The following is a 15217-nucleotide window of genomic DNA, read 5'->3' as shown; positions in this document are numbered from 1 at the left end:
TCCAGACAAACCGCCAGCGATGGCGGTTTTTTTATTTCCAGTCCTGAACCAATACAGCAAAGAACAGCACGAAAGGGAGTCCCAGCATGCCCCGCACCGACGATTTACGCATCCGTGAAATGAAGGAACTGACGCCGCCCTCGCACCTGATCCGCGAGTTCCCGGTGACCCCGCAGGCCGAGCAGACAGCAAGCAGCGCGCGCGTCGACCTGCACCGCATCCTGCACGGCCAGGACGACCGCCTGATGGTGGTGATCGGACCGTGCTCGATCCACGACCCGAAGGCGGCGCTCGAGTATGCGCGCAGGCTGGTCGAGCAGCGCCACCGCTTCGCCGGCGAGCTGGAAGTCGTGATGCGCGTCTATTTCGAGAAGCCGCGCACCACGGTCGGCTGGAAGGGCCTGATCAACGACCCGTACATGGACAACAGCTTCCGCATCAACGACGGCCTGCGCATGGCGCGCGAGCTGCTGCGCGACATCAACGAGATGGGCCTGCCGGCCGGCACCGAGTTCCTCGACGTGATCAGCCCGCAGTACATCGCCGACCTGGTCAGCTGGGGCGCGATCGGCGCCCGCACCACCGAGTCGCAGGTGCACCGCGAGCTGGCGTCAGGGCTGTCGTGCCCGGTCGGCTTCAAGAACGGCACCGACGGCAATATCAAGATCGCGACCGAGGCGATCAAGGCCGCGTCGCAGCCACACCATTTCCTGTCGGTGACCAAGGGCGGCCACTCGGCCATCGTGTCGACCTCGGGCAACGAGGATTGCCACATCATCCTGCGCGGCGGCAAGACGCCGAACTACGATGCCGCCAGCGTCGAGGAGGCGTGCCGCCAGATCGCCGCGCTCGGCCTGGCCAGCCGCCTGATGATCGACGCCTCGCATGCGAACAGTTCCAAGAAGCCGGAGAACCAGGTGCCGGTGTGCGCCGACATCGCGGCCCAGATCGCGGGCGGCGACGACCGCATCGTCGGCGTGATGATCGAGTCGCACCTGGTGGCCGGACGCCAGGACCTGGTGCCGGGCAAGGAGCTGACCTATGGCCAGTCGGTGACCGATGGCTGCATCGACTGGGATACCAGCGTGGGAGTGCTGGAAGGATTGGCGCAAGCGGTGCGCCAGCGCAGGTTGCGCCAGGACTGATCCGCTCCGGCCACCAATGAAAAGGCGCTGTCATCGTTATCTGTTGATGACCCCGAATGCAATACGTAGCAATTGCTCGACAGAAGTGACTCGCCCGCCATCGAGCGCCCACCGCCAGCCCAGGTAGTTGGGCAAGCGGCGCGACGCCACCCCATGGAAGCGCGCCAGCCATCCCTTGAAGCGCTGGTGGTAGGCGTTCACGTTCTGCACATGGATGGCGCCCTCGATGCCGTTGCGGACCCGTTCGCCGGCGCTGAGATTGACCGCCTGGTGCGCGATGCCATGGGCAAGGGCGAAGGCGGAGTAGGCGGCGTTGGCGTCGGTGACCAGCAGCGCTTGCCGATCGAGTGTCGGCAGCAGGTGTTTCACCAGCTGGGCCGCCTTCAGGGCGCCGCGTCCGGTGACGGCGTCGATGGTCTGGCCGCTGCGGTCGCGCGCCACCAGGATGCAGTCGAGATGATGCGAAATGCCGCGCAGGGCGGCCCTGCCGCCGCGCTTGCGCGGCTGGCGGTCGAGCTTGCGCGAACCTTTCTGCGATTCGAGCAGGAACATTTCATCGGCCTCGACGATGCCGGCCAGGCGCTCCGGCCGGTCGTCCTTGACCCGGTCGAGGAAGCGGTGACGCCAGCGGAAGGCCGTGTTGGGATGCACGCCGACACGCTTGGCCGCAGCGCGGACCGTGCGCGAATCGAGCATCGTATCCAGATAATCGAGCCACTTGCCCTTGTGCCTGAGCCGCGCCAGCGGCGTGCCGGTCAGGTCGTTGAAGGTGCGGCCGCATGCACGACAGCGAAAGCGTTGCAGGTCGTTGGCCTGGCCATGCCGGTGGCAACGCTCGCAGGCGCAACGAGGACAGCGCCGCGCGCGCGAGCGGATGTCGCCGATGAGGGCGACCACCCTGTCGAGCCCGGCTGCAGGATGCAGTGCCGCCAGTACCTGTTGGCGTTGCGGCTGGTTCAGCAGCGCCAGCTGGGCAAACAGCTTCTCAAACTTCGGCGCTTGCATGGCGTGTTCCCCGATCGATGGCGACCGGGATTGGACCGCGAGTCAGCTCAGCAGTTCAATGCTCATCCATATCTAACGGGTACAGCGCCAATGAAAAACGGCGCACCGGAGTGCGCCGTTTTTTTCGCCTGTCGGCGGCTTAGAACTTGGCGGTCACGTTCAGGAAGATGTGACGGCCCAGGGTGTCATACACCTGCGGATAGGTATTGCCGTTGCCGAACACGGCCGCGACGACGCCCGACACCGGTGGATCCTTGTCCAGCGCATTGTTCATGCCGGCGCGGAAGGTGAAGTTGTCGTTGATGCGGTAGTTGCCCACCAGGTCCAGGTAGCTGCGTGCGCCCATGCGTTCGTCGGCTGGCTCGAAGTCGCCCGCCAGGATCGGATTGCTGCTGGACTGGTCGAGCTTGGTGCCACGGACGTAGCGCCAGGTCGCGCCCAGTTCCAGGCCGCGCCATGGGGTTGCCCACACCGCGCGCAGCTTGTGGCGCCATTTCGGCATCGGGGTGCCGCACGAGGTGCCGTGGAAGCCGGCGCAGTCGTACTCGCCCGAACCCGGGAAGTCTTCCTGGATGAATTCCTTCAGGTAGGTGCCCATCAGCGACAGGTCGAGGCCGCCCCATGCGCCCATCTTCATGCGGTAGTTGGCGCCCAGGTCGACGCCCTTGGTCGACATCTGGCCCAGGTTCTGGTTGGTCGCGACGACCTGTGCGGCCGGCAGCGCCCACAGGGTGCCCAGGCGGTCACGCGTGATCAGCGAGCAGAAGGTCGGATCGCCGGTGTTCAGGCACTGGGTCAGCGTGGTCGAGGCCGGCAAGCCGCCGATCGTGCCCTCGACCTTCATGTCGAAGGCGTCGATGGTGATCGAGCTGTTGCGGGACGGGGTCAGCACCAGGCCCAGGGTGTACGAGTCGGAGGTTTCCGGCTCCAGGTTCGGGTTGCCGCCGCTGATCTGGTTGTACTGCAGGGCAGGGCTGTCCTGGATGTTGCCGTACTGGGCCGCGGTGACGCCGGTCAGCTGGCACTGCGCCAGGGTGGCGCTCGGGTTGGCGCCGGCGCAAGGGTCGTTCGACATGCCGAACAGGCTCAGGCCGAACGGGCTGAACAGCTCGACGACGTTGGCCGCGCGCGCCGCGCGCTGGTAGCTGAAGCGGAACTTCGCTTCTTCCACCGGCGCCCACTCGATGCCGGCACCGTAGGAATTGGTCTTGTGGCCGGTCGAATAGTCAGACTTGCGGTAGCTGGCGGTCACGGTCAGCTGGTCGGCGAGCGGCACGTTCTGCAGGATCGGGATGCGGGTCTCGGCGAAGTAGTCGCGCACGCTGAACTGGCCGGCCACGCTCTGGGTCGGGCCGCCCTGGCCGGCCAGGTCGCCGGTCGAGAAGGCCGCGTCGGCGTTCAGGTCCAGTTTTTCGGTGCGGTGCTCCCAGCCGAAGGCGACGCCGATGCCTTCATTGCTGCCCGGGATGGTCAGGCCGTATTCGCCCAGGTCGGACGACAGGTTGATGCCCTGCACGGTCTGCGAGGTGCTGCCGCGCTGGAAGCCCGGCGTCTGCAGGTAGCTCAGCGCGTCCTGGCTCACGCCGCCAAGGCGCCAGATGTTGTATGGGACGCAGTTCGAGTCGGTGCCGTTGGCGAAGCTGCGGCACACCGGGTTGCCGTTGGCGTCGGCGATGACGTCCAGCGCGCGTGCGCTGCGGGCGACCGAGAAGTCGTTGTAGTAGGTTTCCGAGTACAGCACCTTGCCGACCTGGGCGAAGGCGTCATAGCGCCAGTTGCCGATGTCGCCCTTGATGCCGATCACGCCGCGGTACGACGTGTGGCGCTGGTCGTCCTGGCGGCCGCCGCCTTCGACGTTGCGGCGGAAGATCAGGACATCGGCGGTGTCGCCCGGGCCGGTCATGCCGAGCGCGCTGCGCCATGCATCGGTGAGCAGCGGGTTTTCCCAGCGGATCGCGTTGGCGCCCGAGGCATCCAGGCCGAACAGGCCGGATGGGGCGATCTGCGCCACCGTGCTGTCGTCGTGGAAGCTGGCTTCGGTGTACAGGCGCGCCTTCTCGTTGATGTCGTAGTGGCTGAAGGCGCTGAAGGTGTAGCGTTCGGTCGGACGGCGGTAGTAGTTCAGCGGGCCGAAGTTGTACTGGTCGGTGGCGGCCACGTAGGGGCGCACGTTGCCGTTGGCGTCAGCCACGGTGCGGTCGCCGTTGGCGGTGATGAAGCGGCCCGGGTAGCTGGTGCCGGAGCCGCCGCAGTTGAACTGGTTGCCCGAGCTGAAGCCGTCCAGCGAGCAGGACGAGAAGTCGCGCTGCGACTGCAGCACCGGATCTTCCTTCTTGTAGCCGAAGTACAGCGTGGCATTGCCCTTGCCGTCGGCGAAGTTGCCGCCCAGCAGCAGGCTGATGTCCTTGATCTTGGCGTCGGCGCCGACGTCGTCCGGCAGCGGGTAGTTGCGGCGCTGGGCCGCCTGGGCCGCCAGGCCGCCGTTCTGGTCGTGGTTGTAGAACTGGTAGTTGGCGTCGATCTGCACACCCTGGAAGGTGTCGTTCATGATGAAGTTGACGACACCGGCCACGGCGTCCGAACCGTAGATGGCGCCGGCGCCGCCGGTCAGCACCTCGACGCGCTTGATCAGCGCGGCGGGAATCTGGTTCAGGTCGGCCGCGGTATTGCGCGGGCTGCCGGCCGGCAGGCGGCGGCCGTTGACCAGCACCAGGGTGCGGTCGGCGCCGAAGTTACGCAGGTTGACGGTGGCCGTGCCGGACGAGCCGTTCGAGATCGAGCCGCCCTGGTCGGCGAACACCTGGGGCAGGTTGTTCAGCAGGCTCTCGACCGATTTCACGCCCTCCAGCGCGATGTCCTTGGCGCCGACCACGGTAACCGGGCTGACGCTTTCCAGGTTGGCGGTCGCGATGCGCGAACCGGTCACTTCCACGCGCTGGGCCGATTCGACGGCAGGCGGCGCTTCCTGCGCGTGGGCGCCGGTCACGGCGACGACAAGGCCGCCGGCGCACATCAGGCGTATCGATCGAGATAACACAGTTTCAACCATCATAGTCAGTCTTCCCCTAAGACCTGGCGGCGGGTCGCGTCGCCAGTAAAGTCAAGTGAATCGCCGTGGCGAATGGGCCCGGCATGTTTTTACTACTTAACAATAAAAACATTGACGAATAGATAGTGTCAATTGGTAACGTCTGTATGCAGCAAAATACAACTATCTGATGACTTGTCTTTACAATCTGCAATTTTGATGCTAGTCATGCAAAAGTCACAAAACTCGAAATGCGATATATCATGCGAAAAATATAGTTAGATATAGAATTTGATTCGTTCAAACTATATTTTTGGGACATGATATTGCGAATCCGGCGATGTGCATATATCGGGTCGTCGGCAAGCTTCTTATATGAATTCCTGATACCAGTGTCATTACATTGTAATAACCTGTGACTATCGGGGCATAAGATTGCGCGGCTGTCGGTGCGTGCGGATATGCGCTATCGTGTCGTTTTTTGCCACCGTGAATTTGGCTTGGTGGCAAACCTGAGGGCGGCCCGTTCGCCCAATCCGCAAATTCGGGAGTGCGATGTTTGCTTATGTCCTGCGCCGGCTGTGGCAGATGCTGCCGACGATGGGCGGCGTGGTGCTGCTGGTGTTTTTCTTGTTCAACTGGGTCGGCGGCGACCCGGCCTACCTGCTGGCCGGCAAGATGGCCGACGCCGGCGCGATCGAGAACATCCGGCGCCAGCTCGGCACCGACCAGCCCTATGCTGTGCAGCTATGGATCTTCGTCAAGCAGATCCTGACCTTCGACTTCGGCAACGCCTGGAGCACGGGCGAGCCGGTGTCGCACATCATCGCGAGCCGCCTGGGGCCGTCGCTCACGGTCCTGATTCCGCTGACCGTGCTCGAGACCGTGCTGGGCATCGCGCTGGCGCTGGCGATCGCCTTCGTGCGCGGCTCGCTGACCGACCGCGCCGTGATGGTCGCCTGCACGGTCGGGATGTCGATCTCGATCCTGGTCTACATCATCGTGTTCCAGTACATGTTCGCCTACCAGATGGGCCTGTTTCCGGTCCAGGGCTGGGGCAATAGTCTGGGAGAGAATTTGCTCAGGTATGCGCTGCTGCCGATCATCATCGGCCTGGCGGTTTCGATCGCGCCGACCCTGCGCCTGTACCGCAGCTTCGTGCTCGACGAAGCAGGGCAGGACTATGTGCGCACCGCGCGCGCCAAGGGCCTGAAGGAGGGCCGCATCGTCTGGGTCCACGTGCTGCGCAATGCCGCGATCCCGATCATCACCCACGTCATGGCCAACCTGCCGGCGCTGCTGATCGGCGCCTTCCTGCTCGAGCGCTTCTTCGGCATTCCCGGCATCGGCCGCGAAGTGATCCTGGCGGTCGAGCGCAGCGATTTCCCGGTGATCAAGGCGATCACGGTCTATGTGGCCGCCGCGACCATGGTGTTCAACCTGCTGGCCGACCTGCTGTACCAGGCGGTCGATCCGCGCGTGCAGCTCAAATGACGATGACGACCACCGTGCACATGCGCTCTCCCGGACTGTGGGCGCTCGCCTGGCGGCGCCTGCGCGCCGACCGCGTCGGGATGGTGGCGCTGGCCGTCGTCGCCGCTTTCCTGCTGCTGGTGCTGTTGTCCGCCACGGGCATGCTGGCCAGCGACTGGGAGCAAGAGGTGGCGGTCAACTACGCGCCGCCCAGCTTCGTCGGCGCCGACGCCACGGCGCGCGCCCTGGCCCGCGCCCAGTTGCCGCGCGCCACGCCGCCGAACGCCTTCGACCCGCTGGCGATCGATCTGGCCGAGCTCGAGGCGCAGGTGGCGCAGACCCATCCGCCGGTCGAAAAGCGCACGACCCTGCCGTTCGGCGCCGACAAGTGGGGGCACGACATCGTCAAGAAGACCATCAAGGGCGGCGAGACCTCGATCGTGGTGGGCCTGGTGGCTGCCCTGCTGGCGGTGGCGCTCGGCACCCTGTTCGGCGCCGTCTCGGGCTTTTATGGCGGCTGGGTCGACGACCTGTTCAACTGGTTCTACAGCATCTTCACGGCGATTCCGGCGATCCTCATGATCCTGACCGTGGCCGCCGTGCTCCAGCAAAAAGGCGTGGCCACCATCGTGCTGATCCTCGGCCTGACCGGCTGGACCGGCCCCTACCGCCTGATGCGCGCCGAATACATCAAGCACGGCGCGCGCGAATACGTGATGGCGGCGGATGCCATCGGCGCGTCGAGCTGGTCCCGCATGTTCGGCCACATCCTGCCCAATGTCTCGCACGTGGCGCTGGTGCAGATGTCGATCCTGGTGGTGGGCTTCATCAAGGCCGAGGTGATCCTGTCGTTCCTGGGCTTCGGCGTGCCGGTCGGCACCGTGTCCTGGGGCAGCATGCTCAACGAGGCGCAGAATGAACTGATCCTCGGCAAGTGGTGGCAGTTGGCGGCGGCGGCGGGCGCGATGGCGCTGCTGGTGACGAGCTTCTCGCTGTTCGCGGATGCGCTGCGCGATGCGCTCGATCCCAAGATCAAATGACGGCCGATATGACCCAGGAACCATTGTTGCAAGTGCGCGACCTGCGCATCGCCTTTCGCACCGACAAGCGGCACACCTTCGAAGCCTTGAAGGGCATCTCGTTCGACGTCCCCGACAACAGCACGGTGGCGCTGGTGGGCGAGTCCGGCAGCGGCAAGTCGGTCAGCTCGCTGGCCGTGATGGGCCTGCTGCCGGAGCAGACCACCGTCATCGATCCCGCTTCCAGCATCCGCTTCGCCGGCCGCGAGCTGCTCGGCCTGCCTGCGCGCGAGCGGCGCGCGCTGTGCGGCAAGGACATCGCGATGATCTTCCAGGAGCCGATGTCCTCGCTCAACCCGGTATTCACGGTCGGCTACCAGATCGGCGAGGTCCTGCGCCTGCACCTGGGAATGAGCAGGCGCGCGGCGCGGGCGCGCACCCTGGCGCTGCTGCACGAGGTCGGCATTCCCGAACCCGGGCGCAAGATCGACGCCTACCCGAGCCAGATGTCGGGCGGCCAGCAGCAGCGGGTGATGATCGCGATGGCGATCGCCTGCGAGCCGCGCCTCCTGATCGCCGACGAGCCGACCACCGCGCTGGACGTGACGATCCAGAAGCAGATCATGGAGCTGATCGCGCGCCTGCAGCGCGAGCGCCGCATGGCGGTGCTGTTCATCACCCACGACCTGGGGCTGGTGGGCGAGATCGCCGACCGCGTGATCGTGATGCGCCACGGCGAGGTGCGCGAGGAGGGCGCGGCCGGCCAGGTGTTCGGCGCCCCGGTCGACGCGTATACCCGGGCCCTGCTGCATTGCCGGCCGCCGCTCGATGCGCGGCCGCTGCGCCTGCCGGTGATCGACGACTATCTGAGCGGCCGCATCCTGCCCGATCAAGCGCCCGATTGGGCGTCCGACCGGGCGCCGGCGCAGCGCGTGCGCGGCACGGCGCCGGACGACCAGCCGGTGCTGGTGGTCAACAACCTGGCGAAAAGTTTCTGGCTGCGCGAAGGCCTGTTCGGCAAGCGCGAGTTCAAGGCGGTCAAGGACGTCTCGTTCACCCTGGGCCGCGGCAAGACCCTGGGCGTGGTGGGCGAGTCGGGGTCGGGAAAAACCACGGTTGGGTTGACCCTGCTGCGCCTGCACCGCGCGAGCGGCGGCTCGGCGCTGTTCGAGGGGCGCGACCTGCTGGCCATGTCAGACCGCGAATTCCAGGCGTATAAACGGCGGATCCAGATCATCTTCCAGAATCCCTATGCCTCGCTCAATCCGCGTTTCACGGTTGGTCAGATCTTGCTGGAACCGATGCGCATCCACGGCATCGGCGCCAATGAGATGGAGCGTGCGCAACTGGCGCGCGGCTTGCTGGGGCGGGTGGGCTTGCCGGACGCCGCCTATGGCCGCTATCCGCACGAGTTCTCGGGCGGCCAGCGCCAGCGCATCGCGATCGCGCGCTGCCTGACCATGCGGCCCGAGATCCTGGTGTGCGACGAATCGGTGTCGGCGCTCGATGTCTCGGTGCAAGCCCAGGTGCTGAACCTGCTGCAAGACCTGCAGGACGAATACGGCATGAGCTATATCTTCATCTCGCACGACCTGTCGGTGGTCAAGTACATCTCGGACCAGGTGATGGTGATGCACCATGGCAGCGTGGTCGAGATGGCGGATGCTGACGCGCTGTACCGCGACCCGCAGCATCCGTACACGCGCTCGCTGCTGGCGGCGATTCCGCGTGGCGTTTAAGAACCTATCCCGGCAAGTGAGAGTCGTTCCTGCCGCGCTTGGCAAGCGTGCGCTGCGTTGCTCGTCGTTGCATGGCCCGCCATGCGGCCTCCTCGCGCCTTGCTCACGCCCGCCATGCATCGGCATGAACTTCCTCCCACCTGCCGGGATAGGCTCTTAATAAAAACGGCTCATCCGTCACCGGCGTTGCGCTTACGCCAAAAGGAATAGGGGGCGTTCCTGTGCCTCCAGCCCAATTGCGCTAATATACAGAAATGCCCCAGCTAGCCGAACTCCTCCAAGTCTATGGCGTGCTGATCGTGTTCGGCATCGTCCTCGTCGAACAGTTCGGCCTGCCCATACCCGCCTACCCGGTCCTGATCGTGGCCGGCGCGCTCTCGGTCACCGCCGACGTGAGCTGGCACCTGGTATGGGTGGCCGCCATCCTGGCCTGCCTGATCTGCGACGCCTTCTGGTTCCGCGCCGGCCGCTTCTACGGCAAGCGCATCCTGCGGCTGCTGTGCAAGATTTCGCTGTCCCCCGATTCCTGCGTCAACCAGACCGAAGACCGCTTCCGCAAGTTCGGCGTCAAGTCGCTGCTGGTGTCCAAGTTCGTTCCTGGCTTTAACACCATCGCGGCGCCGCTGTCGGGCGCCATGGGCGTCAACCCGCGCCTGTTCCTGCTGTATGCGGTCACCGGCGCGGCGCTCTGGAGCGGCACCGGCATCCTGCTCGGCGTCTGGTTCCACAACAGCGTCGACGGCGTCCTCGATACGCTCTCGACCATGGGCAGCACGGCGCTGACGATCGTGGCCGGCCTGCTGGCCCTGTTCATCGCCTTCAAGTATGCCGAGCGGCGCCGCCACCGTTCGCGCAGCGCGATCGAGCGCATCGGGATCGACGAGGTGCTGGCCCTGATCGAGGCCGGCCACGATCCGGTGATCATCGATGCGCGCAGCCTGAGCGCGCAGCAGATGGAAGCCGCGATTCCCGGCGCCGTGATCTTCAAGGCCTGCCAGCCCGAACACCTGATGGCTTCGCTCGACCGCGACCGCCACATCGTCGTCTATTGCAGCTGCCCGGACGACGTCACCGCCGCCGAAGTGGCGCGCCAGTTCATGGCCAACGGCTTCCACCGTGCCCGTCCGCTCAAGGGCGGGCTCGACGCCTGGAACGCCCAGCGCGGCAACGATCCCGAGCTCGATCCGGCAACCTGCTGACCGGCGCGCCGCCCGGCAGGCGGCGCGATGCGCTCAGTCTCATCAAAAAAGTAGTTCTACTACGTCGGCGCGAGTGGGCGGCGGGTCTTTATAATCCGCCTTGTTGCGGAGTATGTACCTAAACTACAGAAAACACTTGTCGTCAGGGCAAAAAATTTAGTAAGCTTGGGCGTCTTTTACATGCGTACCACCATGACTGCCTCCCCGTTCAGCCCATCGACCGACCGCCCCCATCGCGGCGGCGCCCGCCTGCTTGCCGATATCGGCGGCACCAATTGCCGCTTCGTGCTGGAGCTGGGGCCGGGCCGGCTCGAGGCGGTCGAGGTGCTGCCTTGCGCCGACCATGCCACCCTGGGCGATGCCATGCGCGCCTACCTGGGCAGCGCGGCGGTCAAGGCGATCAGCGCCGCGCCGATCCGCCACGCCGCGATCGCCATCGCCAACCCGGTGAACGGCGACTATGTGCGCATGACCAATCACCACTGGGAATTTTCCACTGAAGCCTTGCGGCAGGAATGTGGTTTCGAGATCCTGCTGGTGGTCAATGATTTCTCGGCCCTGGCGCGTTCGCTGCCGCACCTGGGCGAGCAAAAGCGCCAGGTGGGCGGTGGCGCGCCACAGCCGGACGCGGCGCTGGGCTTGCTGGGCGCCGGCACCGGCCTCGGCGTTTCCGGCCTGGTGCCGTGCGGCGACAGCTGGACCGCGCTGCGCAGCGAAGGCGGCCACGTCAGCTTCGCTCCCGTCAACGAGCAGGAAATCGCGATCCTGCAATATGCCTGGCGCGAGTTCGAGCATGTCTCGTTCGAGCGCTTCCTGTCCGGCGCCGGCGTCGAGCTCATCTACCGTGCGCTGGCCGACCGCGCCGGCCGCCCCGGCGAGCGCCTCGGCGCGGCCGACATCTCGCGCCGCGCACTCAGCGGCGAATGCGCGCTGTGCGACGAGGTGCTGGAAGCGTTCTGCGGCATGCTCGGCACCGTGGCCGGCAACCTGGCCGTCACCCTCGGCGCCCAGGGCGGCGTGTATATCGGCGGCGGCATCGTGCCGCGCCTCGGGGAGCGCTTCGACCGTTCCTCGTTCCGCCGCCGCTTCGAGCAGAAGGGACGCTTCGCCGGCTACCTGGCCGACGTGCCGACCTATGTGATCACGGCCGAGTACCCCGCATTCCTTGGCGTATCGGCGATTTTGTCGGAAAAACTGTCCGACTGACGCAAATAGGCGCACATCGCAGCGCCGCCCCCTTGTCCGCTGCGGGGTTTTATCGGTTACAATGGCCGCCAGTTGGAAGAAACGACGTCGTCCACTCGCGTGCCGCACAGGCCGCTCCCCGGCAGCGCCCCGATCGCGGGCGTGCCTAAGAGATAGAGTTCCGCCGAGTTCCACGTTTCGCAATGAGATCAACACCAGCGGCCCGTCGCGCAGGCGGGTTGCCCCTGGCGGGTTCCTTGCCCGCCATGTAACAGCTCCGGCGCTCAGCGCGCCGGGCCCACGGATTCCGGTTTCAGGCAGCAGATCGCAGGGCGACAGGCGCATGGCGTGCAGGCATGCGCGCCACGCGCATTGATCCTGTCCCGACCCCGATTGGCCGAATTGTTTGATTGACGACATCGCGATATGAATACTGACGAGGCCAAGAGAGTCCTCGAAACCGCCTTGCTATGCGCCCGCGAGCCGATGTCGATCCATGGCATGAAGAAACTCTTCGCCGAGGTCGACGCGCAAGGACGGCAGGTTGGCGCCGGCGTCGGCGCCGATACGATCAAAATCTTGCTGGAAGAACTGCGCCAGGATTGGGATGGACGCGGCATCGAGATCGTCAGCCTGGCGTCGGGCTGGCGGTTCCAGAGCCGTCCCGAGATGAAGCCCTATCTCGACCGCCTGTCGCCCGAAAAGCCGCCCAAGTATTCGCGGGCGACCCTGGAAACGCTGGCGATCATCGCCTACCGCCAGCCGGTCACGCGCGGCGACATCGAAGAGATCCGCGGCGTCGCGGTCAATTCGCAGACCATCAAGATGCTGGAAGACCGCGGCTGGATCGACGTCGTCGGCCACCGCGAAGTGGTGGGGCGGCCGGCGCTGCTGGGCACCACGCGCCAGTTCCTGGACGACCTGGGCCTGGCGTCGCTCTCGCAGCTGCCGCCGCTGCAGCCGCTGGCCGAAGGCCCCGACAGCCGCAGCCTGGAAGCCCTCGAGGCGGCATTGAACGACAATTTTGACAGGGCGGACGCCAGCGCGGCCGCCGACGATTTAGCTACTTCACCCGTTGAAGTTCCGATCCGCGACACGCTTGATGACGGGATTGCCGAGGCGGGTCAGCACAATAAAGACACGAACGATGAACCCAACTGAACAAAACGAGACCAAGCCTGTGGATGCAGGCGAGCCAGCTGCAGCCAAGCCGAAGCGTACGCGCAAGGCGGCTGCCGTGGCCGACACTGCGCCGGGCGAGGCCGTAGCGGCCGACGCGCCGGCCAAGCCGAAGCGCACCCGCAAGGCGGCCGTCGCCGCCGAGCCGGTCGCCGCCGAACCTGCGCCAGCCGCCGAAGCGCCGGCGCCGAAGGCCCGCAAGCCGCGCGCCACCAAGGCCGCGAAAGAAGAGTCCGCCGCCGCGCCGGCAGTGGCTGAAGCGCCGGCCGCTGCTGAGGTCGCCCCGGCCCAGGAAGCGCGCAAGCCGCGCGGCCCGCGCCAGATGCGCGAAAAGCGCGCCGAACGCGAAGCGCTGCAGCAGGCCGCCGCGCCGGTTGTCGCCGAGCAGGCCGCTGCGGCGCCCGAGGCTGGCTTCGATGCCGCGCCGGAAGGCGGGCAGGACGGTAAGCAAGAGGGTAAGCAAGAAGCACGCGGCCGCGGCCAGCACAAGCAGGGCAAGCGCGGCCAGCAAAGCGGCCGTCCGGGCCAGCAGAGCGCTCGTCCCACCGAAGGCGGACGTCCGGCCAAGCAGATCGGCCGTGGCGGCAAGCAGCAGCCGCAGGGCAAGGGCGGCAAGCAGCAGCCGGGCAACGAGGCCGACAATGTGTTCTCCTTCGTCACGTCGAGCGACTTCGACGCCAACGACGGCGCGCGCGGCAACGCTTCGTCCAAGCCGGCGCGGCGCGACCTGACCGCCGACGACGATGCGCCGAAGCTGCACAAGGTGCTGGCCGAGGCCGGCCTGGGTTCGCGCCGCGACATGGAAGAGCTGATCGTCGCCGGCCGCGTCTCGGTCAACGGCGAGCCGGCCCATATCGGCCAGCGCATCCTGCCGACCGACGCGGTCCGCATCAACGGCAAGCTGATCCAGCGCCGCGTGAGCAGCAAGCCGCCGCGCGTGCTGGTCTACCACAAGCCGGCCGGAGAGATCGTCAGCCATGACGATCCGGAAGGCCGTCCATCGGTGTTCGACCGCCTGCCGACCATGAAGGCCGGCAAATGGCTGGCCGTGGGCCGCCTCGACTTCAATACCGAGGGCCTGCTGCTGTTTACGACCTCGGGCGACCTGGCCAACCGCTTGATGCACCCGCGCTACAACATCGACCGCGAATACGCGGTGCGCACCCTGGGCGAGCTCGAGGAAGGCATGCGCCAGAAGCTGCTGTCCGGCGTCGAGCTCGACGACGGCAAGGCCGCGTTCTCGAAGATCCAGAACGGCGGCGGCGAAGGCATCAACCGCTGGTACCGCGTGGTGATCGGCGAAGGCCGCAACCGCGAGGTGCGCCGCATGTTCGAGGCGGTCGGCCTGACCGTCTCGCGCCTGATCCGCACCCGCTACGGCGCCATGACCCTGCCGACCGGCCTCAAGCGCGGTCGCTGGGAAGAACTGGAAGAAAACGACGTGCGCGCCCTGATGGCGGCCTTCGGCGTCGAGAAGAAGGGCGCTGCTCCCGAGAAGCATGTCAAGGGCGGCCACAAGGGCAAGGGCCCGCGTCCGGAAGGCATGCGCGCCGACGGCAACCGTGGCGCCGAGCGCAACAACGATCGCAGCGACGGCAATCGCATCGACCGTGCCGACGCCAATCGCAACGTCGATCCCTTCGGCCCGCCGGTGGCGCGGGTCGGCGCCACCCGTGGGCAGGGCATCCTGAACGGCCCAGTGCCGAGTGGCAAGCCAGTCGGCGGTCGCCAGGGCGGTTTCGGCGGCCAGGGCGGCGGCAAGGGCCGTGGCGCCAACGCGGGTGGCGGCAAGGGTGGCGCCGGCAGCGGCCGTCCGCGCCAGCCGGATCCGCTGCAGACCACCTTCGGCTTCGCCGGCACCGGCGGCGGCCGTCGCGGCGGCCAGGGGCCGCGTGGCTCGGAACACGGCTTGCCGCGCCGTGGACGCCGCGGCTGAGCACCGTTCATGACCGGCCTGCGCAAGCGTGCGCAGGCCGCGCATGCGTCGCCAGATCGGCGTAAAATGTTTGGCAGCCCATAGCACACTGCCAACTGTTGTTTAAAATCTCATTTATGGTAAGGCGATTGCGAGAGAAGCGGAAAAGCAGTATAATTTGCAGCCTAATCGAAGTCCTTCCCGAACGTTGTATCCGCGAGTCGTGATGCGCGTGAAATTGGTGCAAGTGCTTTCATCTGGTTGGGTTGTAAGTACAAAAAGATGGGCAGATGCCCATTTTTTTTTTGGTAAATCGTTTTAAAGCCCTGG

General features: G+C 66.1%; 10 protein-coding genes. 8 read left to right on the top strand and 2 right to left on the bottom strand.

What is annotated here, in order from left to right:
* Positions 1 to 86 precede the first annotated feature (86 nt).
* On the top strand, positions 87 to 1145 hold the full coding sequence (gene aroG / locus LO55_RS01530) for a 3-deoxy-7-phosphoheptulonate synthase AroG (RefSeq protein ID WP_071360174.1): 1059 nt from the start codon (positions 87 to 89) through the stop codon (positions 1143 to 1145).
* A gap of 36 nt (positions 1146 to 1181) precedes the next feature.
* Here aroG and LO55_RS01525 read toward each other — a convergent pair whose 3' ends face one another.
* Together LO55_RS01525 and LO55_RS01520 are read right to left on the bottom strand one after the other, a co-directional pair.
* Positions 1182 to 2150, bottom strand: a complete 969-nt coding sequence (locus tag LO55_RS01525) for an IS1595 family transposase (protein ID WP_071360173.1) — start codon at positions 2148 to 2150, stop codon at positions 1182 to 1184.
* 139 nt (positions 2151 to 2289) lie between these two features.
* Positions 2290 to 5163, bottom strand: coding sequence for a TonB-dependent receptor domain-containing protein (locus LO55_RS01520; protein ID WP_071360172.1), 2874 nt, complete (start codon positions 5161 to 5163; stop codon positions 2290 to 2292).
* Positions 5164 to 5733: 570 nt separating this feature from the next.
* On the opposite strand from LO55_RS01520, the gene LO55_RS01515 reads away from it, so the two are divergent.
* From LO55_RS01515 to rluB, 7 genes are all read left to right on the top strand, one after another.
* Complete coding sequence (locus tag LO55_RS01515; protein ID WP_071360171.1) at positions 5734 to 6672, top strand: ABC transporter permease; 939 nt, start codon at positions 5734 to 5736, stop codon at positions 6670 to 6672.
* Positions 6669 to 7691, top strand: a complete 1023-nt coding sequence (locus LO55_RS01510; protein ID WP_083415096.1) for an ABC transporter permease — start codon at positions 6669 to 6671, stop codon at positions 7689 to 7691. Before LO55_RS01515 ends, LO55_RS01510 begins: the two co-directional genes overlap by 4 nt.
* 8 nt (positions 7692 to 7699) lie before the next feature.
* On the top strand, positions 7700 to 9409 hold the full coding sequence (locus LO55_RS01505) for an ABC transporter ATP-binding protein (protein WP_143054433.1): 1710 nt from the start codon (positions 7700 to 7702) through the stop codon (positions 9407 to 9409).
* Between the two features lie 254 nt (positions 9410 to 9663).
* Positions 9664 to 10608, top strand: coding sequence for a VTT domain-containing protein (locus LO55_RS01500; protein ID WP_005668545.1), 945 nt, complete (start codon positions 9664 to 9666; stop codon positions 10606 to 10608).
* Between the two features lie 192 nt (positions 10609 to 10800).
* The gene (locus tag LO55_RS01495; RefSeq protein WP_229410016.1) at positions 10801 to 11814 is read left to right on the top strand and encodes a glucokinase; all 1014 of its coding nucleotides are present in this window, start codon (positions 10801 to 10803) and stop codon (positions 11812 to 11814) included.
* Between the two features lie 405 nt (positions 11815 to 12219).
* The gene (scpB, locus tag LO55_RS01490; RefSeq protein ID WP_071360168.1) at positions 12220 to 12954 is read left to right on the top strand and encodes an SMC-Scp complex subunit ScpB; all 735 of its coding nucleotides are present in this window, start codon (positions 12220 to 12222) and stop codon (positions 12952 to 12954) included.
* Complete coding sequence (gene rluB / locus LO55_RS01485) at positions 12941 to 14908, top strand: 23S rRNA pseudouridine(2605) synthase RluB (protein WP_071360167.1); 1968 nt, start codon at positions 12941 to 12943, stop codon at positions 14906 to 14908. The genes scpB and rluB overlap by 14 nt, the downstream gene beginning before the upstream one ends.
* The last annotated feature ends 309 nt before the right edge of the window (positions 14909 to 15217 follow it).

This window comes from Massilia timonae (assembly GCF_001866515.1).
Taxonomy (GTDB): domain Bacteria; phylum Pseudomonadota; class Gammaproteobacteria; order Burkholderiales; family Burkholderiaceae_D; genus Telluria; species Telluria timonae.
Note: the sequence above shows the minus strand (reverse complement) of the source record. Positions and strands in the feature narration are given on the sequence as shown.

Excerpts from the sequence above, each read along its gene's own strand:
- aroG (WP_071360174.1), top strand. The coding sequence starts at position 87 with ATGCCCCGCACCGACGATTTACGCATCCGTGAAATGAAGGAACTGACG.
- LO55_RS01525 (WP_071360173.1), bottom strand. The coding sequence starts at position 2,150 with ATGCAAGCGCCGAAGTTTGAGAAGCTGTTTGCCCAGCTGGCGCTGCTG.
- LO55_RS01520 (WP_071360172.1), bottom strand. The coding sequence starts at position 5,163 with ATGTGCGCCGGCGGCCTTGTCGTCGCCGTGACCGGCGCCCACGCGCAG.
- LO55_RS01515 (WP_071360171.1), top strand. The coding sequence starts at position 5,734 with ATGTTTGCTTATGTCCTGCGCCGGCTGTGGCAGATGCTGCCGACGATG.
- LO55_RS01510 (WP_083415096.1), top strand. The coding sequence starts at position 6,669 with ATGACGATGACGACCACCGTGCACATGCGCTCTCCCGGACTGTGGGCG.
- LO55_RS01505 (WP_143054433.1), top strand. The coding sequence starts at position 7,700 with ATGACCCAGGAACCATTGTTGCAAGTGCGCGACCTGCGCATCGCCTTT.
- LO55_RS01500 (WP_005668545.1), top strand. The coding sequence starts at position 9,664 with ATGCCCCAGCTAGCCGAACTCCTCCAAGTCTATGGCGTGCTGATCGTG.
- LO55_RS01495 (WP_229410016.1), top strand. The coding sequence starts at position 10,801 with ATGACTGCCTCCCCGTTCAGCCCATCGACCGACCGCCCCCATCGCGGC.
- scpB (WP_071360168.1), top strand. The coding sequence starts at position 12,220 with ATGAATACTGACGAGGCCAAGAGAGTCCTCGAAACCGCCTTGCTATGC.
- rluB (WP_071360167.1), top strand. The coding sequence starts at position 12,941 with ATGAACCCAACTGAACAAAACGAGACCAAGCCTGTGGATGCAGGCGAG.